Annotated in this window: 9 protein-coding genes; 4 read left to right on the top strand and 5 right to left on the bottom strand. The window is 68.2% G+C overall.

Annotation, left to right across the window (positions count from 1 at the left end):
• Positions 1-63: 63 nt before the first annotated feature.
• The 3 genes from AB0H42_RS25425 to AB0H42_RS25415 all read left to right on the top strand — a co-directional run bounded on the left by AB0H42_RS25425 (position 64) and on the right by AB0H42_RS25415 (position 1968).
• A complete protein-coding gene (locus tag AB0H42_RS25425) occupies positions 64-663 on the top strand; it encodes a Uma2 family endonuclease (protein ID WP_357060105.1) in 600 nt (199 codons plus the stop codon).
• Between the two features lie 124 nt (positions 664-787).
• Positions 788-1444, top strand: coding sequence for a maleylpyruvate isomerase N-terminal domain-containing protein (locus AB0H42_RS25420; protein ID WP_357060102.1), 657 nt, complete (start codon positions 788-790; stop codon positions 1442-1444).
• Entirely contained in the window at positions 1441-1968 is a 528-nt protein-coding gene (locus tag AB0H42_RS25415; RefSeq protein WP_357060100.1) for a GNAT family N-acetyltransferase, read from the top strand. The genes AB0H42_RS25420 and AB0H42_RS25415 overlap by 4 nt, the downstream gene beginning before the upstream one ends.
• 371 nt (positions 1969-2339) lie before the next feature.
• Here the strand turns inward: AB0H42_RS25415 and AB0H42_RS25410 are convergent, their stop codons facing one another.
• Both AB0H42_RS25410 and AB0H42_RS25405 read right to left on the bottom strand, forming a co-directional pair.
• On the bottom strand, positions 2340-3152 hold the full coding sequence (locus AB0H42_RS25410; protein ID WP_357060097.1) for a hypothetical protein: 813 nt from the start codon (positions 3150-3152) through the stop codon (positions 2340-2342).
• A 183-nt stretch (positions 3153-3335) separates the two neighbouring features.
• Positions 3336-3563, bottom strand: coding sequence for a hypothetical protein (locus tag AB0H42_RS25405; RefSeq protein ID WP_357060094.1), 228 nt, complete (start codon positions 3561-3563; stop codon positions 3336-3338).
• Here AB0H42_RS25405 and AB0H42_RS25400 point away from each other — a divergent pair.
• Positions 3553-3975 carry a hypothetical protein gene (locus tag AB0H42_RS25400; RefSeq protein WP_357060090.1) on the top strand — a complete coding sequence of 141 codons (423 nt, stop codon included), beginning with the start codon at positions 3553-3555 and terminating at the stop codon, positions 3973-3975. The two genes, AB0H42_RS25405 and AB0H42_RS25400, sit on opposite strands and share 11 nt — an antisense overlap.
• Before the next feature lie 85 nt (positions 3976-4060).
• Here the strand turns inward: AB0H42_RS25400 and AB0H42_RS25395 are convergent, their stop codons facing one another.
• The 3 genes from AB0H42_RS25395 to AB0H42_RS25385 form a co-directional block, all read right to left on the bottom strand.
• On the bottom strand, positions 4061-5686 hold the full coding sequence (locus tag AB0H42_RS25395; protein WP_357060087.1) for a hypothetical protein: 1626 nt from the start codon (positions 5684-5686) through the stop codon (positions 4061-4063).
• Between the two features lie 346 nt (positions 5687-6032).
• Positions 6033-9050: a Tn3 family transposase gene (locus AB0H42_RS25390; RefSeq protein ID WP_357060084.1), complete on the bottom strand. Its 3018-nt coding sequence runs from the start codon at positions 9048-9050 to the stop codon at positions 6033-6035.
• A 101-nt stretch (positions 9051-9151) separates the two neighbouring features.
• The gene (locus AB0H42_RS25385) at positions 9152-24817 is read right to left on the bottom strand and encodes a non-ribosomal peptide synthase/polyketide synthase (protein WP_357060081.1); all 15666 of its coding nucleotides are present in this window, start codon (positions 24815-24817) and stop codon (positions 9152-9154) included.
• Positions 24818-25079 lie beyond the last annotated feature (262 nt).

The following is a 25079-nucleotide window of genomic DNA, read 5'->3' as shown; positions in this document are numbered from 1 at the left end:
CACAGCAACACCGTGCGATACTGGCTTGGTCAGTCGATCACCGTGCGCAGAGCGAGGGATCAGATGACCGCCGACCCGACACCGACGGACGACCGGCCGTCCCGGGGCTGGCCGGTACCGCCACCCGAGGGTTACTTCGCCGAAGACCTCGACCGGCTACCCGATCTGCCCTCGCACACTGAACTGATCGACGGGTGTCTCGTCTTCCTGAGTCCACAGAAGATGTTCCATATGTGCGTTGTCGACTTCTTCTGGTGGGAATTGAAGCGTCAGGCTCCCGATGATTTGATCGCGCTGAGGGAAATGACGATCACGCTGGATGAACGCCAGCGGCCCGAACCCGATGTAATGATGGCGTCCGCTACCGCGTACACCGGTATCGAACAAGTGACCTACCGTCCGGCGGACACCGTCCTCGTCATCGAGGTGGTCTCCCCCGACTCCGTCGAGCGGGACCGCAAGCGCAAACCCCAGTTGTACGCCGAAGCTGGTATCCCGCACTTCTGGCGCGTGGAGAACGTGGACGGCCGGGCCGTCGTCTATGTCTACGAACTCGATCCGGCGACGGAGAAATACACGCCGACCGGTATTCATCACGACCGCCTCCATGTCACCGTGCCGTTCGATATCGACCTGGACCTGGCGCAGGCGACCCGCCCCTGAGCCCGATCACGCGGGGTGAAGCAACTCGGCTCGCCGGGACCGCAGACACGCCCGGGACCGCGTCCGGATCGTCCCGGGCGGGAAACCGCTCGCGGCAGCGGGTCGGCGCTGCTAGCGTGCGGCGGTGGATCACTTCTCACGCTCGTGGACAGCGTTGCGCGCGGCGGTCGCCGGACTCGCGGACGCGGATTTCGGCCGGCCGTCGGGATGTACCGGCTGGCTTGTCCGGGATCTGGTCTGCCACCTGATCATCGATGCCCAGGATGTGCTGATCACCCTGGTGACCCCCACCGACAAGGAACCCACGCGCGACGCGGTGACCTACTGGGATATCGCCGAAACCCCACCGACCGGGACCGATCCACTCGACGCCCTGACCGTCCGGCTGGCCGCCGCCTACGGGGAACCGCGCCTGCTCGAGCTCCACCTCGACGATGTCGGCTCGGCCGCCGGCCGCGCCGCAGTACTCGCCGATCCGGACCAGCGGGTGAGTACCCGCGACGAAGTCCTCACCGCCGGTGACTATCTGTCCGCCTACGCCCTGGAGTGGACGCTGCACCACCTGGACCTGGTCGCTCATCTCCCACATGCCGAGCAGCCTCCCGAAGAGTGCCTCGCCCACTCACGAGAACTGCTGGAGCGCATTACCGGAGCCGCATTCCCCGCGACGTTCTTCGACCGGGACGCCCTGTTGATCGGCACCGGACGCCGCGCCGCCACAGCCGAGGAAGAGGCAGCCCTGGGCGAGCTGTCCGTAAGACTGCCGATGGTCCTCGGTTGACGGACGTTATCGCGACACGCAGAACGATTCTGCGACCGTTCCGCCTGACGGAAACCGATGAACTGCACGAGCTCTTCGGCGACCCGGCGACCCATACCATCGGAAACGGTCCGCTCACCTCGCCTGCGCAGACTCGCAGGTGGATCCGCCGCCGCATCGAGACCCGGGGACGGTCCGGCCTGCTGTGGTACTCGGTTCGCGACCGCGACACCGACCTGCTGGGGAATTGCGGCCTCTTCGCTGGACGCACCGGCACCGAAGAACCCGAGATCGGATACGAGATCCGCCGATCGCACCAGGGGCGAGGTTTCGCGACGGAAGTCGCGGACGCTGTACTTCAGGAGGCGATGTTCTGCGGGACACCACGGGTATGGGCAACCATCCGTCCGCACAACTCGGCTTCGCTGCGAGTCGCGACGATAATCGGATTGCTGCCTCAGTGCGTTCGTACCGACGCCGAAGGCCCGCTTGTCTACCTGGCGTCACCGCTAGGTACCGGGCGGCCGGATACGGTCGCACCCTGACCAGGGTTCCGGTCGAGCAGTCGGCGCGCACCGACCGACCGGTCGAGCACTGCGGTAGCCCGAGACCCCAGGACAGGCCGGGTTCACCACCGGACCGCGGCGCGGCCGGCTGCCCCGGGTAAGAGGCCACCGACCGCGGCGCGGCGTACCGGTTCAGTCCTCTTGGGGTTCCGGTAGTAACCGCCGAAAAACCAACGGATATGGCGTAGCTGCTGGTCAGCGTCGGCGGTCGGCGCCCGGGCCCAGGATCGAGGTCAGCTCGCGCATCGCCTGTGGGGACGGTTTGAAGTAGCGGCGCAGGTTCTCGGCCTTGCGGTGCCGGGATTTCGCCATGAGTTCGAGCAGACTAGCGCCGGATTCGCCGAGGTGGGTCAGGCCGGAGTGGCGTAGTTCGTGTAGGTCCCAGCCGGTTCCGCGTCCGTCGGTGGCGGTGGCGGTGTCGAGCAGGCCGCGGGCTTGGTCGTAGGAGAGCCGGGCGCGGCCGGTGTCGGGGCACAGATCGCGCTCGCCCAGGTACTTGCCGGGGCCGGGTCGGCGGTGGCTGATGAACACCGGGGCAGCAGCCGGGCGGTGCCCGCGTCCCAGTAGACGTTCTCGAGGACGTGTTCGTGGTGGGTGGCGCCGCGGCGGCGGGTGCGAGGTTTGGCGCCCTTGGACTTCACCGGCGCGCACCGCCCCGCGAGGTCGAGGTCTTCGATGTTGAGCCCGAGCAGTTCCTCGGCGCGGGCGCAGGTCTCGTAGAGCATCCGCCACAGCGTCTTCTCTCGCAGGTGGATCTCGAGCCGGTCGATCGCGGTGCGTGAGCGGACCGGGGTGTCGGAGTCCGGCGGCGTCGACCGTCCGGCCGAGGCGGGGAGCGTCGGCGCGGTCCAGCCTTGTTCGGTGCACCAGGTCAGCCATTTGCCGACGGCGGCGCGGCGCGCGTTCCAGGTATTCACCGCGGCGGAGCCCCACAGGGTTTCCAGCGCGGCGCCGACTTCGGTGTCGGTGACCGAGTCCAGGGCGCGGCTGGGTCCGAGGAGTCCGTCCGGGCGGCCGTCGAGAGCATCGACGGTCTTGACGATCGCGATGCCGTAGGCGCGGCGGGTGTTCGCCGATCCGATGGTGTCGAGGAACGCTTCGGCGGCCGAGCGCAGGGTGCGTGCCGGCGGTGTGGTGCGCAGGCGGGTCACCTTCGCGGCCATCGGCATCCACCCTTCCCGGCTGACCCCGGATAACGGGGCCGCTTCGCGTACGCGGCGCAGGGGGTCCGCCGCAGGTCGAGTTCCACGATACCCCGGATAACAGACCATTATCCGGGGGATGAACTGCCGCGCGGGTGGAATTCTGGCCGAAGAAGAAACCCAGGATGAGCAGGGAGCCGATGGTCATGGTTCCGGGGATCGGGTGTGGGCGAACATGCCGACGATCAGCGTGATCGCGATACCCGCGAGCAGGATGTCGCCGACGAGAACGGCGGCGGGTTCTCGCTCGAGTATCGCTTTTCGTACTTGCAAGCGTTTGGCTACGCTGTCCAGGCGTGCCAGTTCGTCGCGTTTCTGCGATCCGGCTTGGGGCGGGACGGTTCCGGATGGAGGTACGGGTATGGCGATCATCGACAATCCGATGCTGGGGTTCGTGACGAGCCTCGCGCTCCCCGCTGCGGGCGCCTTCTTCAAGAATCCGATCTACGGCGCTCTGGGAGGGCTGGTCGGCGGTGCCCTCTACGGCCTGCAGAACGATCACACCGGCTGGAATCTCGTCTCGGACATCGCTCTCGGCGCGGCCGGCGGCGGATTCGGCGGCCGGATCGGAAGAAAGGGCACCGAGGAGTGGATCCTGGACGGGAAGGCCGGAAAGACTGTCGGAGAGCAACTGAGCAAATTCACCCGCCTCGATCGAGCGATCGTAACCAGCAACTCGATGGGTGCGGCCTCCGCTTTATCCACGCCGCCGTTGCTGATCAAGGATATGCTGACCACCCCTGGGATGCTTCCCACCGTGAGCATCGGGCGAGGCGACCCCTGAACCACGCGGTAAGCGAGACGCGTCACACCGATTCGGTGCAGGCGGGTGGCGATTTCGGTGCGCGCCTCGTGTGAAGTGCGAGTGTTCAGGCGTTGACGACTGTTCCTTCGTCGCCGGCCCGTTTCTTCGCAGCCACCGCGTCGGTGCTTCGGCCGGTATCGGTCGCCCGGTACGGCTGTGCCCGTGCGGGCACCTCGACGTCGATCTGTTCGCGCTCGCCGGGGGCTCTCGTCGGACGCTGCCCGTCTTTCGCCGGTCGACCGGCGACGCCAGTATCGGATCCGGCGGGGGGTAGCCGCCGAAATCCGGTGAACGGACCGAATTCACCGGGTCCCTGGCCCGGTAGAGCGGAGAACGGCTGTAGGTGACCGTCGACGATCACTTCGTACGAGCGGTTGTTTCCGGTGCCGAAGACCACCACCACCGCGCTGCCTCGGGCCCATACCGCGAGATCGCCGGTGTCGACCGAATCGGTCTCGTGCCGGACAGCGATCGGGTCACCCGCCGGGATTGTGTTCGACGAGCCGGGGGATGCGGGCCGGGAATTCGTGCTCGGCCGTCTACCGAACGCCATATCGAGTACCGCGACGACAACCGGCGAGACCTCCTGGGTTCGACCGTCGGGAAATACGTACACCACCAGCCCCTCGTCTACAGATGACGCGTGCTGCCGGCCGGTTGGACCGGCTTCGGTCCGTTTTCCCGAGAACGCGGAATGGGACTGATCGGATCCCGGTGCGGCACCGGTCCGCGACGACCAGGGGGTCGAGGTACCCGTCGCGGCGGGTGCGGACGGGACGACCGGCCGGCCACCGAGAGATGTTCCCGGTCCGGCGGATGTGGTTTCGCCCACCGCTGCCATCGGATCATGGTCCGGCTGTCCTGTCGTATCGGGCACGGTGCTCGGCGGGGAGTTCCGTGATGTCGGACCCGGATCCTGCGCGCTGGATCGGCGCACATCCGTCGTGACCTTCGGAACAGGCTCGGTCGTGGGTGCGGCGCCCGAGTCGGCGGGGTGCGCTGCTGCCGACATGTCGCGCTGATCCCGATGTGCCGGTGCCTTGCCCGCGCCGGAGCTGTTCGCCGGGGCCGACGACCGGTCTTCTCCGGCGCTCGGCGCCCGGGCGAGTATCGAATCCGAGGCGAACAGCGCCGGTAGAGCCGAGACCGACTCGGGCGGTGGGGTGGTTTCGATGAGGCGACGGACGGATTCGTCCAGCACTCGTGCCTGATCCCGATGGGCTCGTGTCGTGTCCACGACCGCCCGGTCGGCACGGTCGAGCCCGGCGGGCGCGTAGTCGAGGATGTGGTCGCCTTTGCTCTTACCGATCGGAACCGTGGCCGCGTCTGTGTTGATCCGCTGGATCGCGGCTTCGACCCGTTCACGCCCGGCACGTGTGGCAGACAGAGATCGGCGGACCCGATCGGCCATCTGCCTGTCCATTTCCTGCAGATCCTGGAACCGTCGCTCCAGTTGCGCCGCCACCGCCTCATAGTTTCGGATCCGTGCGCTCGCGGTTCCCTCCACACTGCGGGTCGCCGGTTTCAACGGCATGTCGACTATCGATCCCGAACCGAAGGCATCCCAGTATCCGCGAAGTGCCCGCGGCAGTCCCCGGTAGTAGCTCTCGATCAGGGGGGAAAACTTGAACTCCTCCGGATAGCCGGGCGCGTTCTGATCCGGCATGAGAATTTCCGGCATCTCGACCATGACCGTCAGCATCCTAATCCGGCCCCGGAATCGGGGCGCGGAGTAAGTCCGCCGAATCCGGCGTTAGGGAGTGACAGTGGCCTGTCGCCACCATGTGAGCCAACGGGTTTGCTGCCCGCAGTTTCGCGAGTCACCCGATGCGAGAGGTGGTTTGGCCCGACTCGGCCTGGAAGGCACCGTGCATAGTGCAACTCGCGGTAACCGCTGAGCGCCGGATTTCTCAGCAATATTCCCCGACCCCCGGGTTGACGTCGGCCTCGGCGCTGCTCGCAGGCGGTTGGACCGGGCGCTCGGCATCGGAATCTGGTTCCTCGGGCATCGGGGTCGTCCTCTCGGGTCCAGGAGGTCAGAACAGCGTGTCACGTACCCGCAGCGGCCGGTAGCCCGTCGGGCCGAGCGCGGCGAGTTCGGCGTCGATGTCGACTTCGATCGCGCCGAAGAAGTTGATATTGGCGCTGTGGGCCGGGGAGATATGGGCCAGGACCTCGTCGTCGATCCGCTGCCCGGTCCGGCGCATCTGCTCAACCGCGAGCCCGTAATACTCCGTGGTCCACGCGATCACAGCGTTGGTCGCCAGGGTCAGACACCAAGCCTGCTCGGTCTGATCAGCGAGCTGGCGGGCCCGGATCATGCCCTCGTGCGCATACAGCAGGTCGCGGCGCAGGGCGTGCAGGGATTCGCCCTTGTTGAGCTGGCGGGCGATCTTGCGCCGGTAGTCCGGATCGGCGAGATACTTCGCGGCGTAGATGGTGCGCCGCAGCGCCCCGTACTCCTTGAGCGCCGCCGCCAGGGTGTTCTGGCGGCCGGAGGCGGAAAGCTTGCCGACCAGCAGGGAGGCGGTGGCGTGCCCGAACTTCAGCGATCCGGCCAGCCGGAGCAGGTCGTCCCAGTGCTCGGCGATCAGACCGAGGTTGGCTTTGCGGGTCATCAGCGGGCCCGCGTGCGGGAACCGGGCCTCGGCGTCGGCGCGCGGGCCCGGCCGGTAGAGGGTGATCCGGCCCAGATCCCGGATCCGCGGGGAGAGCTGCATCCCCAGCAGATCGAACAACCCGAAGTTCACCAGGGTCACCCCGTGGGTGTCGGTGGCGTGTTCGGTGATCGGCAGATCCGTGGCGTTGCCCAGGATCTCGTCGAGCACGTAGTGGGCTTCGCGTTTGGTCGCGACGATCACCTTGGTGCCGTAGGTGGCGTGCTGGTCGGTGACATGGGTGTAGGTCGACAGGCCCTCGTTGGCGAAGTAGCGGCTCAACGGCCGCGCGGTGGTCGATCTCCCGCGCGTCGGGAACCGCTGCCCATCGCTGGAGGACAGCGTCCCGGCGCCGAACACCGGGGCCAGCGGGAGCCGCTGGTGGTAGTCGATGATCGCGAGGTTGGCCGCGCGCAGGGTCTCCTCGCGCACGTACCATTCGTCGGTCCAGGACAAGATGTCGTAGGAGATGCCGCAGGCCTCGGCCATCCGCGTCAACCCGAGGTTGGTCGAGTGCGCCAGCAGCACCGCGATCAGGTTGCGTTTCAGCTCCGGGGTGCGGGTGGCCTGGCCGCCGGCGTGGGTGAAACAGTCCAGGTAGCCGGTGCGTTTGTCCAGCTCGATCAACAGCGACACGATCGGCGCGAACGGCAGCATCTCGGTCAGCTCGGCCTTGAGCGAGACCGCCTCGGCCGGAACATCCTCGGCGGTCAACGGGGAGACGATCAGGTCTCCGGACTCGCCGCCCAGGCGCACCGGGCCCTCGCCCTCGGCCAGGACCGCCTCCAGCTCGCCGACCGCGGTGTGCAGTTCTTCGACGACGGCGGCCAGGGCGACGCCGGGGTCGGCCGAGCGCCTGACCAGGCGGCAGAGTTCGTCACGTTGCGGTTCCCACTGCTCGCTGGTGAGTAGGTAGGCGGCCAGGTCGGCGTAGCGGCGTGAGCCTGGTACGTACACGTCCCCGCTGCGCAGCCCGTCGCGTAGCCCGAGCAGCACGCACAGCTCCCAGTAGTGCCGGTAGGCGGTGGCGCTGCCGGATTTTCGGGCCTGGTCGAGGTAGCCGCGCCACTTCGTGGGCACGAACCCGGTCGGGGCCTCGTCGAAGACCTTCCGCCGGCCGGTGGCGTTGAGCTCGCGCAGCATCGCGACCGCGATCAGCAGCTCACTCGCCGCGGTCCCACCCGCGAACTCCACCGTCGACAGCACCGCGGGGGTGAACTGGCGCAGGTAGTTGTAGGAGGAATCCAGCGCGGCCAGATGCCCGTGATCACGCGGCAACCGGGGTTTGGCCTGCGCGATCGCGGCCCGCAGGCGTTCCCACCCGATCGCATCGCCGCGGATCAGCGCGCCGATCTCCTCATCGGCCACCGCCGGATCGGTGACGATGGCCAGGAGGTCGTCGAGCAGGGCCTGGCGGTCTTCTCCGGATTTGCCGCGTTCGGCCAGTTCCTGCTGCATCCGGCGTTCGGCGGCCCCGAACTTCGCCGAGATCGCCTGATCGAACAACACCACGACCTCGTCGAGGACATCGGTGCCGGACTGGGCCAGCACAGTGAGCAGGATCGGATACCGCCGCTGCGGATTCCGGCGTTCCAGCGCCTGCGGGGTCAACCGGCGCCCCATCGCGGCCAAGAACCGGCGCCGCTCGGCGGGCAGCACCGACATGTCGAGGCGATCCGCGCCCAACCCACGTAGGAACGCCAGCTTGTCGACCTCGGCGCGCACCGCGGCCGCCGACGCCTCCACCGGACCGGTCGACAGCCACCGCAACCGCGACACCCCCAGCGAGGCATCGACGGTCAGCAGCGCGTCCAGCTCGGCGCACCGTTGCGGGGTGAACTCGTGGGCCAGGCGGTCGTAGGTCTCGCGCTGGGCCTGCTCACGGGCGTGGGCGATGCGTTCGACCATGCTCACCGGGCCCGGGCGGATCACCCGCGCCGAGATCAGATACTCACACCCCAACCGGAACAGCAGGGTCGGGGAATCGTCCTCCATCGCCCGCGCCAGCAGGAACTCGTCGAGCTCCTTGAGTTCGAGCGAACCGGCGGCACGCCAGCCCAGATACTGGGCGACCAGGCGCAGATGATCGGTGCGGGTCTGCGCACGGCGCCCGTAGGAACGGATCTCGGTACCGTCGACACGCAGCTGCTCGGCCAACCGCGCTACCGCGACCGGCGGCGCGGTCACCACCCGATCAGGCACGAAACCCAACCACGGCAACGTGCACAACGCGATCGCGATACCGAGCCGATCAGCGGGACCACGACCGCGACCGGGATCGACGAACGCCAGATCCGCCGGTGAGAGCGTGAAGAACCGGAACAACTCCTCACGCCCGATCTCCGGGAACTCCCGCAGACGCGCCAACTCCTCATCCGCGAACACCCGAGTCGCCACGAACCGACCTCCCGAACCCACCAACCACGTTGGGAGGCAAGCCAACCAGTAACCGACCCACACCGCAGACCGAGCGGGTCTTCACCAGCGGTCGGCGGCGGCTACGCCATATCCGTTGGTTTTTCGGCGGTTACTACCGGAACCCCCTCTTCGCCGGCCGTGCCCTGGAGCCGGGCCAGCAGTCGTGGCGCGATCACCGCGAACGATTCCACCGTCGTCATATCGTCGTGTGTCGCCGGTACCGCGTATTCGACGATTTCGCCGGCCACGTACGGCAACCAGTCCTCCGCCCGCGGGCCGGCCTGCCGTGCACCCGGTGTGGGTACCTCGGCGCGGAAGAAATCGATGACACCGCTGTAGGTCCGGGGCCGGTGTTCGGAGATCAGTTCCGCGGACCGCGCCGCGGTCCGGTACACCCCGCGCAACCGTTCCACCGGCAGGGTCAGCAACTCCGGCGGGATCAGTTCGTGCAGCCGTTCCAGTTCGGCGTCGTCGAGTTCGCCGACACCCCGGTCCGTCCCCGCTTCCTCGGTCACGATGCCCTGTTCCACCAGCGCCGCACGGAGCAGGGTTTCGAAGATTCCCGGATCGACGGCGGGATGGCTGTCGAGCAGGGCCAGCATCTCCACCTGCTCCCCCGCCGCCTGCAATTCGGTCGCGATGGCATGGGCCAGCACGCCGCCCATGGACCAGCCGAGCAGGCGGTACGGACCGTCGGGCTGGATCCGCCGGATCTCCGACAGATAGCGGGCCGCGATCTCCGCCAGCGAGCCCGGCGCGTAGTCGGGTTCGGTGTAGGCCGGCGACTGGAGACCGTAGATCGGCTGATCGTCCGGCAGCAGTCCGGTCAGCGCGGCGAAGCTCCACGCCAGCCCGTCCCGGGCGTGGACCGCGAAAATCGGGGTCGCCGTACCGGTGTCCCGGATCGGCAGCACCACCCGCAATGCCGCCTCGGACAGTTCCGCCGCGGCACCCGGCTCGACGATCCGGGCGGCGAGCCCGGCGACCGTCGCCGCGGTGAACATCCACTGCACGCTGATCTCGGCCCCGGTGACCGCACCCAGCCGGGCCACCACCTTGGTCGCGAGCAGCGAGTTGCCGCCGAGGGCGAAGAACGAATCGTCCACACCCACCCGGTCCACGCCCAGGACTTCGGCGAAGACTTCGGCGACGGCCTGTTCCAGCGGTGTGCGCGGGGCGCGGTAGCCGGCATCGGCCGCGAACACCGGTTCGGGCAGCGCGTGGCGGTCCAGCTTCCCGGCGGGGGTCAGCGGGATCTCGTCGATCACCATGATCGACGACGGCACCATATGGCCCGGCAGTAGCGCCTCGGCATGCGCGCGCACGCCCGCCGTATCGACCGAAGCTCCCGGTGCGGCCACCACATACGACACCAGCGACATGACACCGGCCGGGTTGCGGTGCCCGACCGTGACCGCGAAGCCGACACCGTCGGACGAGGTCAGCGCGGAGTCGATCTCGCCGAGTTCGATACGGAAACCGCGGATCTTGACCTGGAAGTCGTTGCGGCCCACATACTCCACCGCGGGATCACCGGCACCGTCGCGCCGCCAGCGCACGATGTCACCCGTGCGGTACAACCGCGACCCCGGCGCACCGAACGGGTCGGCGACGAATCGCTGCGCCGTCAGACCCGCTCGCGCGTGATAGCCGCGCGCCAGCTGGATACCACCGACATACAGCTCACCGGCCACACCCTCGGGGACCGGGTTCAACCGATCGTCCAGTACCAGCACGCGCATACCCCGCACCGGGCCACCGATCGTCACCGGATCGCCCGGCAGCAGCGCACCACTGATATTCGTCGCGACAGTCGCCTCGGTCGGACCGTAGGCGTTGTGCAGCCGGCGCTCGACCCCACCGTCGCGGGCCGGGGACCACTTGGCCACCAGATCCGCCGAGATGGCCTCGCCACCGGCGATGATGACCCGCATCCCCGCCAGATCGGCCGGGTCCAGCGAGGCCAGCACCGACGGCGTGATCAATCCGACCGTCACCCGCTCCCGGGCGATCAGCTCGCCGAGCTCGGCGCCGCCGTAGGTCCCCGGCGGTACCACCACCAGGGCGCCCGCGGAACCCGCCGCCAGCAGCAGCTCCAGGATCGAGGCGTCGAAACTCGGGGACGCGAACGCCAGCGCCCGGGAATGCCGGTTCAGTCCGTATCTTTCGACCTGTTCGGCACTGAAGTTCGCCAGACCGGCATGCGTGACGACGACACCCTTGGGCAGACCCGTGGAGCCCGAGGTGTAGATGACGTAGGCGGTGTTCGCCGGAGTCAGCGGACGGACCCGGTCGGCGTCGGTGACAGGAGCACCGGAGTATCGCCGCGAATCCTGCTCGTCGAGCACCAGCCAATCCACCGAATCCGGCAGCTCCGCCCGCACCGACGACACCGTCACACCCACCCGTGCCCGGGAATCGGTGAGCATATGCGCGATCCGGTCCGCCGGATAGGTCGGATCGACCGGCACGAACGCCGCACCCGACTTGCTGACCGCCCACTCCGCCAGCACCGAATCCGCCGACCGCGGCACCGCCACGGCCACCAGATCCTCGGCTCCCAGCCCGCGTTCGATCAACATTCGCGCCAGCCGGTTCGAACGCTCGTCCATCTCGCCGTAGGACAGGCGCTGATCCCGGAACACCACCGCCGGCGCCGACCGGTCCCCGGCCACCGCATCCGCCAGCAACTCCGGCAACGTACGAGCCGGCACCGCCGGACCACCGTGGACATGGGTGAGCAGCCGGTGTTCGGACTCGTCGATGATCGGGAGATCACCGATGCGCGCTTCCGGGGTCCGGGTGACAGCGGTCAGCAGGCGCAGGAACCGGCGCGCGAAGAGCTCGACGGTGTCCGCGTCGAACAGTGCGCGGGCGTAGGAGAACTGTGCCGCCATACCGGCGCCGGTTTCGACGACATCGAGCGAGAGATCGAACTTGGCGATCTCGACATCGAAATCGACGGCGCCGATGCGCAGTCCGGGCAGCTCGACCTCGGTGACCGGTAGGTTCTCGAATGAGAGGGCCACTTGGAAGAGCGGATGCCGGGCGGTGGAACGCTGCACCCCCACCACTTCCACCAATCGCTCGAACGGCACGTCCGCGTTCGCGAACGCCTGCAGGTCGGTTTCCCTGGTCGCCGCGAGGAATTCGCCGAAGCTCAGCTCGCTTCGTATCTGCGACCGCAGTACCAGCATGTTGACGAACATTCCGACCACGTCGTCGAGTTCGGCCTCACCGCGCCCGGCGACGGGTGTGCCCACCGCCACGTCGTCGGTGCCGGACATCCGCGCCAGGAACAGCGCCAGCACCGCGTGCACCACCATGAACACGGTCGCGTTGTGTTCGGCGGCCAACCGTGTCAGAGCCGCGTGCACCTCGGCATCGATCGGGAACGCCACCGTGCCGCCGGCGAACGACTGCACGCTCGGCCGCGGCCGATCGGCCGGCAGGTTCAACTCGTCCGGCAGGCCGGCCAGCGCCGTGCGCCAGTACTCGACCTGCGCATTGAACAGGCTGTCCGGATCGTGCTCCGAGCCGAGGACCTCCCGCTGCCAGAGGCTGTAGTCGGCATACTGCACCGGCAGCGGCGCCCACCCGGGGGTGGTGTCCACGGCGCGCGCCATGTACGCGGTGATCAGATCCCGGGTCAGCGGCGCTATCGACCAGCCGTCGGCGCTGATGTGATGCACCACGGCCACCAGCACGTATTCGTCCTCGGCCGGCTGGAACAGCGCCACCCGCAACGGCACCTCGGTCGTCACATCGAAGCCGGCGGCGACCACGCCGGTGACCCGGTCGAGCAATTCGTCCGCCCGCACCGGAAGAGGAGTGAGGTCGGGCGCGGCTCGGCCGGCCGGCAGCACCAGCTGGTACGGCTGCCCGTCTTGCGCCGGGTACACGGTGCGCAGGGTCTCGTGCCGCTGCATCACATCGGCCACGGCGTACCGCAGCGCGGCCACATCGAGCCCACCGGAGAGGCGGATCGCGGCGGGGATGTTGTAGGCCGCCGATCCGGGATCGAACCGGTTGAGGAACCACATGCGCTGCTGGGCCGGCGACAACGGCACAAATTCCGGTCGCGGACCTGCCAGCAGGGCCTTCCGTCCACCGGTTCCGGCGTGCTGTTCGGCCCGTACCGCCAGCGCGGCCACCGTCGGCGCCTCGAACAGCACCCGCACCGGCACCTGGGTATCCAACGCCTTACCCAACCGGGCGGCCACCTGCGTCGCGATCAGCGAGTTGCCACCGAGAGAGAAGAAGTCGTCCTCGGCCCCGACCCGCTCGATACCGAGGACTTCGGCGAAGATCCCGGCCACGATCGCCTCGACCGGGGTCGAGGGGGCCCGGAACTCGCGCGCCTCGAACACCGGTTCCGGCAGTGCTTTACGGTCCAGCTTTCCGTTCACCGTCAACGGCAACGCCGCGAGTTCGACGAACACCGCCGGCACCATGTACGACGGCAATCGCCGCCCCAGCTCCGCCCGAAGATCGACCGGATCCAGCCCGGGGGCCTCGCTCGTGACCCCGGCCCCGCCGGCAGGCACCACGTACCCGACCAAACGATCCCCGGTCCGTGGATCGGACCCGGCGACCACCACAGCCTGCGCGACCTGCGGCAACGCCAACAACGCCGCCTCGATCTCGCCCAACTCGATACGGAACCCGCGCACCTTGACCTGGAAATCGGACCGGCCCCGATACTCCAGCTCGCCATCGGTGTTCCACACCACCACGTCACCAGTGCGATACATCCGCCGGCCCGCCACGAACGGATCGGCGACGAACCGCTCGGCACTCAGATCCGGGCGAGCGAAGTAACCGTGCGCCAACTGCGCACCGGCCAGATACAACTCACCCGCCACACCATCGGGTACCGGCCGCAAACGACCGTCCAGCACATACACCCGGCTGTTCCATTGCGGCACACCGATCGGCACCGAGGTCCGATCCGCGGCGGTCACCTTGTGCGTGGTGATCGAGACCGCGGCCTCGGTCGGACCGTACAGGTTGAACAACCCGACACCCGGGAACTCGCCCAGCATCTTCTGCGCCGTCGCCGCCGGCAAGGCTTCACCGATGGCCAGCACCCGCCGCAACGATCCCGTCAGGCCCTCACCCGTGGCCAGCAGCCCGTCCAGCATCGACGGCACCACCGTCAACGTGGTCACCTGTGCACGGCGCATCAACCCGGTCAGATAGCCCGGATCCCGATGGCCCTGCGGTTCGGCGATGACCATCCGGCCGCCGCACACCGCCGCGGTCCAGAACTCCCACACCGACAGATCGAACGTCGCCGCGGTCTTCAACAACACCGCGTCTTCGGGACCCATGCCGAACTCGGCTACCACATACCGCAGCTGGTTCGCGATCGCTACATGCGGGACCGCCACGCCCTTCGGGCGGCCCGTCGAACCCGATGTGAAGATCACATACGCCGTATTGCCGGCACGCAACGCCGTCACACGCTCGGCATCCGACACCGGGCTCGTATCGAAACCATCGAGGTCCAGCTGATCCAACAGCACCAGCGGAACCTCACCGGTGCCGGCGAATCCGGTGTCGGTGGTGGTCAGCACACACACCGGTACCGCGGTGTCGAGGATGTAGCCACTGCGCTCGGCCGGCTGGTCCGGGTCCACCGGCACATACACACCACCGGCCGCGGTCACCGCGTACATCGCGACCACCAGGTCCACCGACCGCCGCAACGCCAGCGCCACCCGGTCCTCCGGGCCCACACCCTCGCCGATCAGGTATCGCGCCAATCGGTTGACCCGCGCACCCAATTCGGCATACGTCAGATGCCCACCGCCGGCGGCCACCACGGCGGTCTCGTACGGTCCGGCCGCGACCGTGGCATCCAGCAGCGATGCCAATGTCGCCGACGAGTCGAGTTGCCGCTCGGTCGAATTCCGGTCCTCGACAACCGTCGTCCGCTCCGTGGGAGCCAGGATCTCGATATCGCCCACCGGCACGGAGGGGTCGGCCGCGATCCCGGCCAGCACGCGGAGCAACCGGTCCACGAATCCCTGCACCGTGGTGTGGTCGAACAACGCGGTGGCATAGGTCAGGTAACCCGCCATGCCCTGGGCAGTGCCCGTTTCGTCGTAGACGTCACCCACGATCAGATGCAGATCGAATTGCGACATCTCGGCGTCGATATCGACGCCCGCCACCGTCAGGCCGGGCAGTTCCAGACTGGTCTGCGCCAGGTTCTGGAACGAGAATCCCACCTGGAACAGCGGATGGCGCGCGGTGGATCGTGCCGGGTTGAGTACCTCCACCAGACGCTCGAACGGCACATCCGCATGCGCGAAGGCGGCGATATCCACCTCACGCTGGCGCGCCAGCAGGTCGGTGAACGACTCCCCACGGTCCAGCCGGGTCCGGAACACCAGCGTATTCACGAACATACCGATCAGATCATCGAGAGCCTGCTCGCCGCGACCGGCCACCGGGGTACCGATGGTGATGTCCTCGGTCCCGGACAGCCGCGACAGCAGCAGCGCGAATGCCGAATGCACCACCATGAACAGCGTCGCGTGGTGCTGTTGCGCCAACCGCAGCAGGCCGGCATGGGTTTCGGCGTCGATCCGCACCTCGACCCGGCCACCGGCATAGGACTGCACCGCCGGGCGCGGCCGGTCGCTGGGCAGGTCCAGTTGATCCGGCGCCCCGGCCAGCGCCGACCGCCAGTAGGCGATCTGCGCGGCCGCCAGCGACTCCGGATCGGCTTCGTCGCCCAGCAGTTCGCGCTGCCACAGCGCGTAGTCGGCGTACTGCACCGGCAACGGCGCCCACCCCGGTTCGAGTCCGGCCGTACGGGCGGCATAGGCGGTCATCACATCGCGGGCCAACGGTCCTGAGGACGAGCCGTCACCGGCGATATGGTGCACCACCATCGCCAAGACGAAATCACCGGTCGCGCCGGGCGCGTCGCCGGCGGCGGATCCATCGCCCGCCGCACCGGAATCGACCAGCTCGAACAGCGCCACCCGCAGCGGCACTTCGGCCGTCACATCGAAACCGACCGATACCAGCTCGGCCACGGCGGCCACCACCTCCGCGGCGGCCACCGAACGCACCTCCAGCCGCGGCGTGGCATCACCGGCGGGTAGCACCACCTGCACCGGACCGTTCTCGGTTTCCGGGTACACCGTGCGCAACACCTCGTGCCGCGCTACCAGATCGGCCACCGCCGCCCGCAGCGCGGCCACATCCAGCTCGCCCGACAGGCGAATGGCCAATGGAATGTTGTAGGCCGCCGACTGTTGATCGAAACGATTGAGGAACCACATCCGCTGCTGGGCCAACGACAACGGCACCTGGTCCGGCCGCGGCCCCGCCACCAGTGCCCTACGTCCCGATCCGGCCTGCTGTTCCACCCGCACCGCCAGCCCCGCCACGGTGGAAGCTTCGAACAGCACCCGTACCGGCACCTGGGTATCCAGCGCCGCACCCAGCCGGGCCGTCACCTGCGTTGCGATCAGCGAGTTACCACCGAGGGCGAAGAAATCATCATCCGCACCGACCCGCTCGATACCGAGGACCTCGGCGAAGACCCCCGCCACGATCTCCTCGACCGGAGTCGACGGCGCCCGGAACTCCCGCGTCTCGAACACCGGGGCCGGCAATGCCTTACGATCCAGCTTCCCGGAGGTGTTCAACGGGAACGTGTCGAGCACGACCACCGCACCCGGCACCATGTAGACCGGCAACACGCCGCGCAGCGCGTCCAGCAGCGCCGCGGAAACGATCTGCTCGCCGGGTGCGGGCACCACGTAGGCGACCAATTGCTCACCCAGTTCGGACGCCGTGACCGTCACGACGGCCTGGCTCACCACCGGCTGCGCCAGCAACGCCGATTCGATCTCACCCAGTTCGATCCGCTGGCCGCGGAACTTCACCTGGAAATCGGTACGACCCAGATATTCCAGCGCCGGCCGGATCTCCGGGCGGCCCTCGACCAGGGTCTCGGCCCGGCGCCACCGCACCAGATCACCTGTGCGATACATCCGCTGACCGGCACCGAACGGATTAGCCACGAAACGATCCGCCGACAGATCCGGACGTGTCACATATCCGCGAGCCAACTGATCGCCCGCCAGATACAACTCACCCGTGACCCCCGGCGCCACCGGCCGCAACCGCGAATCCAGCACATACACGCGGGTGTTCCACTCCGGCACACCGATCGGCACACTGGTCGACTCGGTACCGGTCGCCTGCCAGTACGTCACCGTCACCGCCGCCTCGGTCGGACCGTAGACGTTGTGGACCGCGGCACCGGAGATCGCCTGCATCGCACCGACCGTCTCCGGTGGCAGCGCTTCACCGAGCGCGAATACGTGCTGGAGCGAGGGAATCGAACCCGCCGGGGTATGCGCGGCGAACATCCCCAGCATCGAGGGCACGAAGTCCGTCATCGTCACCCGCTGCTCGGCGATGACCCGCGCCAGGTACTCGGCATCCCGATGACCGTCGGGGGTCGCGACGACCAGGCGCGCTCCCACTGCCAGCGGCAGGAAATAACCCCACAGCGACACGTCGAACGTCGTCGCCGTCTTCTGCAGATACACATCGTCGGCGTCCAGCCGGTACTGCGCCAGCCACCACGCGATCTGATTGCCGATCGCCGCATGCGAAACCGCCACGCCTTTCGGCCGGCCCGTCGAACCCGACGTGAAGATCACATACGCCGTATTCGACAGCCGCACCGGCGCCGACCGATCCGCGTCGGTCACCGGCGACGAGTCGAAACGATCGGTATCGAGGCTGTCCAGGGCCAGCATCGGTACGCCCGCCGGCATGTCCGCATCGGCGCCGCCTTCCGCGCCGATACCGACGGTCCGCGCGTCGGCGGTGGTGGTCAGCAGACACACCGGTGCCGCGGTATCGAGAATGTAGCCGATACGTTCGGCGGGATGCGCCGGGTCCAGCGGCACATACGCACCACCCGCCGCCACCACCGCATACATGCCGACCACCAGGTCGACAGACCGGGAGATCAGCACCCCGACCAGTGATTCCGGACCCACACCCCGCGCGATCAACAACCGCGCCAACCGGTTCACCCGTCCCGCGAACTCGGCGTAGGTCAGTTCGGTCCCCTCGAACGACACCGCCACCCGATCCGGATACGCGGCCACGGCCCGCTCGAACCCGTCCAGCAGCAATTGCTCCGGCACCGCGTGCTCGGTCGCGTTCCACTCCGTCACCACGCGGGTGCGCTCGGCGGGAGCCAGGATCTCGAAGTCGCCGACCGGTGTCGCGGGATCGGCCACGATCTCGCCGAGCAACCGGGTGAAGCGGTCGGCGAAGCCTTCCGCCGTTTCCTGGTCGAACAACGCCGTGGCGTAGGTCAGGTAACCCACCACACCCTGCGCAGCACCCGAATCGTCGTAGGCGTCGGCGAGGACGAGGTTCAGGTCGAACTGGGAGTTCTCGGTATCGATCTCCACCCCGGACACCGTCAGGCCCGGCAGTTCCAAACTCGACGCCGCCAGATTCTGGAAGGTGAACCCGACCTGGAACAGCGGATGCCGCGCCTGCGAACGCGCCGGGTTGATCACCTCGACCAAACGCTCGAACGGCACATCCGCATGCGCGAACGCCGCGATATCGATTTCACGCTGCCGTGCCAGCAGATCCGTGAACGACTCACCGCGATCCAACTGTGTCCGGAACACCAACGTGTTGACGAACATACCGATCAGATCGTCGAGCGCCTGCTCACCACGACCGGCGACCGGGGTACCCACGGTGATGTCATCGCTTCCGGACAACCGCGACAACAGCACCGCGAACGCCGTATGCGCCACCATGAACAGAGTGGCGCCCTGCTGCTGTGCCAGTCGCTGCAGACCGGCGTGGGTCGCGGCGTCGATATGGAGCTCCACCCGGCGGCCGGCGAACGACTGCACCGCCGGACGCGTCCGGTCCATCGGCAGGTCCAGCTGATCCGGCACCCCGGCCAGCGTCGACTGCCAGAAGGCGAGTTGCTGCGCCGCCGGCGACTCCGCGTCGGATTCGTCGCCCAGCAGGTCGCGCTGCCAGATGCTGTAGTCGGCATATTGCACCGGCAACGCCGGCCAACCCGGGGCTTCCCCGGCCGCACGGGCCGCGTACGCGATCATCAGATCCCGCGTCAACGGCCCCGCCGAGGACCCGTCACCGGCGATGTGGTGCACCACCATCACCATCACGAACTCGTCGGCGGCGTCGTCCACTCGGAACAGCGCCACCCGCAGCGGCACCTCGGCGGTCACATCGAATCCCACCGCCGCCAGTTCCGCCACCGCCGCCGCGACCGCACCGGCGGCCACGGACCGCACCTCGAGCCGCGGAACAGCCTGCCCGGCCGACAACACCACCTGTACCGGGCCGGACTCGGTCCCCGGGTAGACCGTACGCAGCACCTCGTGCCGCGCGACGACATCGGCGACGGCCCGCCGCAACGCGTCCACATCGAGACCACCCGACAAGCGGATCGCCAACGGCAGGTTGTAGGCCGCCGAAGCAGCGTCGAAGCGGTTCAGGAACCACATCCGCTGCTGCGCCGGCGACAACGGCGCCGCCGGCACCGTCTCGCCCGACAGCAGGGTCCGGGTCGGACGCGGCTGCGCCACCAGCGCCGCCCGACCGCCGGAACCGGCCTGCTCCTGGATGCGCGCGGCCAAGGCGGCGACGGTGGAGGTCTCGAACAGCGACCGGACCGCGACCGTGGTGTCCAATGCCGCACTCAGCCGGGCCGCGACCTGGGTGGCGATCAGCGAGTTACCACCGAGCGCGAAGAAGTCGTCGTCGGCGCCGACCCGCCGCACATCGAGGACATCGGCGAACACACCGGCCACGATCTCCTCGATCGGAGTCGACGGCGCCCGGAACTCCTTGGTCTCGAACACCGGCGCCGGCAACGCTTTACGATCCAGCTTTCCGGAAGTGTTCAGCGGGAACGCGTCCAACTCGACCACGGCCGCCGGAACCATATAGGTCGGCAGCACATCCCGGACAGCCGCCAGCAGTTCGGCGGAGCTCGGCTGCGCGCCGGGGGCCGGCACGACGTAGGCGACGAGTTGCTCACCGAGCTGGGAAGCGGCGACGGTGACCACGGCCTGGCTCACCTGGGGCCGGGCCAGGAACGCGGACTCGATCTCACCGAGCTCGATGCGCTGGCCACGGAACTTCACCTGGAAATCGGTGCGCCCCAGATATTCGAGTACCGGTTGACCGCCGACCCGCTGCCACCGCACCAGGTCGCCCGTGCGATACATCCGCTGTCCCGTACCGAACGGGCTCGCCACGAACCGATCGGCAGAAAGGTCCGGACGCGTCACATATCCACGAGCAAGCTGATCACCGGCCAGATACAACTCACCCGTGACGCCCACGGGAACCGGCCGCAACCTGCTGTCGAGCACATACACCCGGCTGTTCCACTGCGGCGCACCGATCGGCACACTCCCCGACTCCGCGCCCGTGGCCTGCCAATAGGTGATCGACACCGCGGCCTCGGTCGGTCCGTACAAGTTGTGCACCGCGGCATCGGAGACCGTGTGCATCGCGGTCACCGTTGCCGGGGGCAAGGCCTCACCGATGACGAATACGTGCCGCAGGCTCGGAATCGACCCCGCCTCGGTATGCGCGGCGAACATCGTCAACATCGACGGCACGAAATCCGTCACCGTGACCTGCTGTTCAGCGATCACCTGCGCGAGGTAGGCCGGGTCACGATGACCATCCGGCGTCGCCACCACCAACTGGGCGCCGACGGACAGCGGCAGGAAGTAACCCCACAACGACACGTCGAACGTGGTCGCGGTCTTCTGCAGATACACATCCGAGGGCCCCATCGGGTACTGCGACAGCATCCAGGCCACCTGGTTCGCGATCGCCGAATGCGGCACCGCCACACCCTTCGGGCGGCCGGTCGAACCCGAGGTGAAGATGACGTACGCGGTATTGCCGGGCCGCAGCGGCGCGAGCCGATCCGCATCGGTCACCGGCGAAGGGTCGAAGCCGCTGGTATCGAGGGTATCCGAGAAGAGCAACGGCACCCCGGCGATTTCAGCCGGATCGGCAGCGTCGGCTGCGACGGCGTCGCCGCGGACGGTTCGCGCGTCGGTAGTCGTGGACAGCAGGCAGGCCGGCCGCGCGGTATCCAGGATGTGGCCGATCCGCTCCGCCGGATGGGCCGGATCCAAGGGCACATACGCACCGCCCGCGGCCACCACCGCATACATCCCGACCACCAGGTCCAGTGACCGGGACACCAGCAAACCGACCAGCGACTCCGGACCCACACCCTGCGCGATCAGCAACCGCGCCAACCGGTTCACCCGAGTGGCGAACTCGTCATAGGACAGACTCGTCCCCTCGAACGACACCGCGACCCGGTCCGGGTGAGCCGTCACCGCCCGGCCGAAGCCTTCCAGCAGCAGACGAGGGGTGAAGGGGTAAGCGGTGGCGTTCCACTGCTCCAGCACCCGAGTCCGCTCCACCGGCGCCAGGATCTCGAGGTCGCCGACCGGCACGGAAGAATCCGCTACCACTGCGGCCAGCAAGCGTACGAAGCGGTCCGCGAATCCCTGAACGGTGGTGTGGTCGAACAACGCGGTGGCATAGGTCAGATAACCCGCCACGCCCAGGGGCGCACCCGATTCGTCATAGGAATCACCGAGGTCCAGGTTCAGATCGAACTGCGAGATCGCGGTATCGAAATCCAACCCCGAAACCGTCAGGCCCGGCAACTCCAGACTGGACGGCGCCAGGTTCTGGAACGCGAAACCGACCTGGAACAACGGGTGCCGCGCCTGTGACCGGGCCGGGTCGAGTACCTCTACCAGCCGCTCGAACGGCACATCCCCGTGCGCGAACGCCGCGATATCGACCTCACGCTGCCGCGCCAGCAGATCCGCGAACGACTCACCGCGATCCAGCTCGGTCCGGAACACCAGCGTGTTCACGAACATACCGATCAGATCATCGAGCGCCTGCTCACCACGACCCGCCACCGGCGTGCCGATGGTGATGTCGTCGGTACCCGACAGGCGCGCCAGCAACACCGCCAGCGCCGCGTGCACGACCATGAAAAGGGTCGCGTTCTGCTGCTGGGCGATCCGCTGCAAACCGGCATGGATCTCGGCATCGACAATGACCTCGACCCGGCCGCCCGCGAAGGACTGCACCGCCGGACGCGTCCGATCCGTCGGCAGATCCAGCTGATCCGGCACCCCGGCCAGCGCTGACCGCCAATAGGCGATTTGAGCCGCCGCCATCGACTCCGGATCGGATTCGTCACCCAGCAACTCGCGCTGCCACATCGCGTAATCGGCGTACTGCACCGGCAACGGCGCCCACCCCGGCGCTTCCCCGGCAGTACGCGCCACATACGCGGTCATCAGATCCCGCGTCAGCGGAGCCACCGACAAGCCGTCACCGGCGATATGGTGCACCACCATCGCCAGTACGAATTCGTCCACCGCATCGCCGATATCCGATCCGGCACCGGCGGCCGCCGCACCGTCCACCCGGAACAGGGCTACCCGCATCGGCACCTCGGCCGTCACATCGAAACCGGCCGACGCCAGCTCCGCCACCGCCGACACCTCATCCCCCGCCGCAACCGAACCCACCTGCAACCGCGGCGCGGCCGCACCGGCCGGCAACACCACCTGCACCGGTCCCGACTCGGTCTCCGGATACACCGTCCGCAACACCTCGTGCCGCGTCACCAGATCCGCGACGGCGGCACGCAAAGCGTCCACATCGAGCGCACCCGACAACCGGATCGCCATCGGAATGTTGTAGGCGACCGACCCCGGATCGAACCGGTTCAGGAACCACATCCGCTGCTGCGACAACGACAACGGCACCCGCTCCGGCCGCTCCCGCGCCACCAGCGGCCGATGGCCACCGGATCCGCTCAGCTCGGCCAGCCGTTCGGCGAACTCGGCCACCGTCGGGGCCTCGAACAACACCCGTGCCGGAATCCGGGCGTCCACAGTGGCGCCCAACCGGCCCGCGACCTGGGCGGCGATCAGCGAATTACCGCCGAGTTCGAAGAAGTCGTCGTCCGCGCCGACCGGATCGACAGGATTCAGCAGGTCAGTGAAAACAGCCGCGACCTGCTTCTCCAACGGGCTGTCCGGCGCCCGGTACGCCTTGGTCCGCAGCTGCGGTTCGGGCAGCGCGCGGCGATCGACCTTGCCGCCCGGAGTAAGCGGGATCTCGTCGAGGACGGTGATACTCGCCGGAACCATGTACGCGGGGAGCCGGCTCGCGGCCAGCTCGAGCAGCTCGTCGGGGTCGACAGCGGCCCCGGCGGCCGGATGCACATAGCCGGCCAGGACGGTCGCGCCGCTGGCGGGCTCGTAGCCGACGGTGACGGAGAAATCCACCGATTCGTGTGCGGCCAGTACGGCGTCGATCTCACCGAGCTCGATCCGGAAGCCACGGATCTTCACCTGGAAGTCGTTGCGGCCCACGTATTCCAGTGATCCGTCGGCCAGCCAGCGCACCAGGTCGCCGGTGCGGTAGAGCCGGGAGCCGTCGTCGGCGAACGGGTTGGCCACGAAACGTTCCGCGGTCGGCCCGGGCCGGTTGCGATAGCCGCGCGCCAATTGGGCGCCGCTGATATAGAGTTCGCCCGTCACCCCGGTCGGCAGTGGAGAAAGCCGTTCGTCCAGGACGTATTCGGTGATACCACGGGTCGGCGCGCCGATGCTCACCGGCTCGTCCGGCTTCATCGGACCACTGATATTGACCGCGACCGTGGTCTCGGTCGGGCCGTAGGCGTTGAAGAACTCCCGCGGATGCCCGTCCGCCGCGGGGACCGCCCAGCGCCGCACCAGGTCCGGCGGGCACGCTTCACCGCCGGTGATCACGACACGCAGATCGTCCAGGCCCGCCGGATCGATCGAGGCCAGCGCGGCCGGCGTGACGAAGGCATGGGTCACCCCTTCGCTGCGCAGCAGCCCGGCCAGTTCCTCGCCGCCGTACACCGTGGGCGGGACCACCACCATGGTCGCCGCGCCGCCCAGCGCCAGCAGCAGTTCCAGCACCGAGGCGTCGAAGGAGGGGGAGGCGAAGTGCAGAGTACGAGCGGTCGTGTCGACGCGATACCGTTCCCGCTGCTCGGCGCAGAACCCGGCCAGCCCGGCCTGCGTGATCACCACGCCCTTCGGCGTCCCGGTCGACCCCGAGGTGTAGATGACGTAGGCCGGATGCTCGGCGCGCAGCGGCCGCAGCCGCTCGTCGAAGGACACCGGTTCGGCCGAGTACTGCGCGAGGCCGGAGACGATCTCCGCGCTGTCGATGGATACCCAGTCCACCTGACCGGGCAATCCGCCGGACGATTCCGTGACGGTCAGGCCGAGGACGGCACCGGAATCGAGGACCATATGTGTGACGCGGTCCACCGGATAGGTCGGGTCGACGGGTACATAACCGGCGCCGGTCTTGGCCACCGCCCATACCGCGACCACCGATTCGATCGAGCGGGTGATCCCGACCGCGACCAGATCCTCGGGCCCGATACCGCGGGCGATGAGCAGCCGGGCCAGCCGGTTGGAGCGCTCGTCCAGTTCGGCGTAGGTGAGCCGGCCGAGGTTACCGGTGGCGTCGGCGTAGCTGATCGCGATACCCGAGGGGTTGGTCTCGACCGCCGTCGCCATGAGCTGGGGCAGGGTGGTCCCCCTGGGCCGCCGGGTTCGGGTGGGTCGTGTGCGCGCCGTTCGGGTCATGCCTACATCACTTCCTGGTGGTGGTCACACTGCTCACCGACAACCGAACCCATCAACCTGCCTTGCCTGCCTTGTTCGCTTCCTCCGGCGGTGCCCTCGCCGACGGCGGACCGCTATCGACCTGCTGGGCGTACCTCGCGCAGGGCGCGGTCGATCGCCGCCGGACTCGCCGTCGTCCATCATTACATGGGCGGGAGGTACCCATCTGTTACCACCGAGGATGCCGGCGACGCGGCCGGTCGCCCGGCGTCGGTGACGCCGG

Origin of the sequence: Nocardia sp. NPDC050799, assembly GCF_040654015.1 — a bacterium.
Lineage (GTDB): Bacteria > Actinomycetota > Actinomycetes > Mycobacteriales > Mycobacteriaceae > Nocardia.
This window is presented reverse-complemented; position numbering and strand designations above follow the sequence as displayed.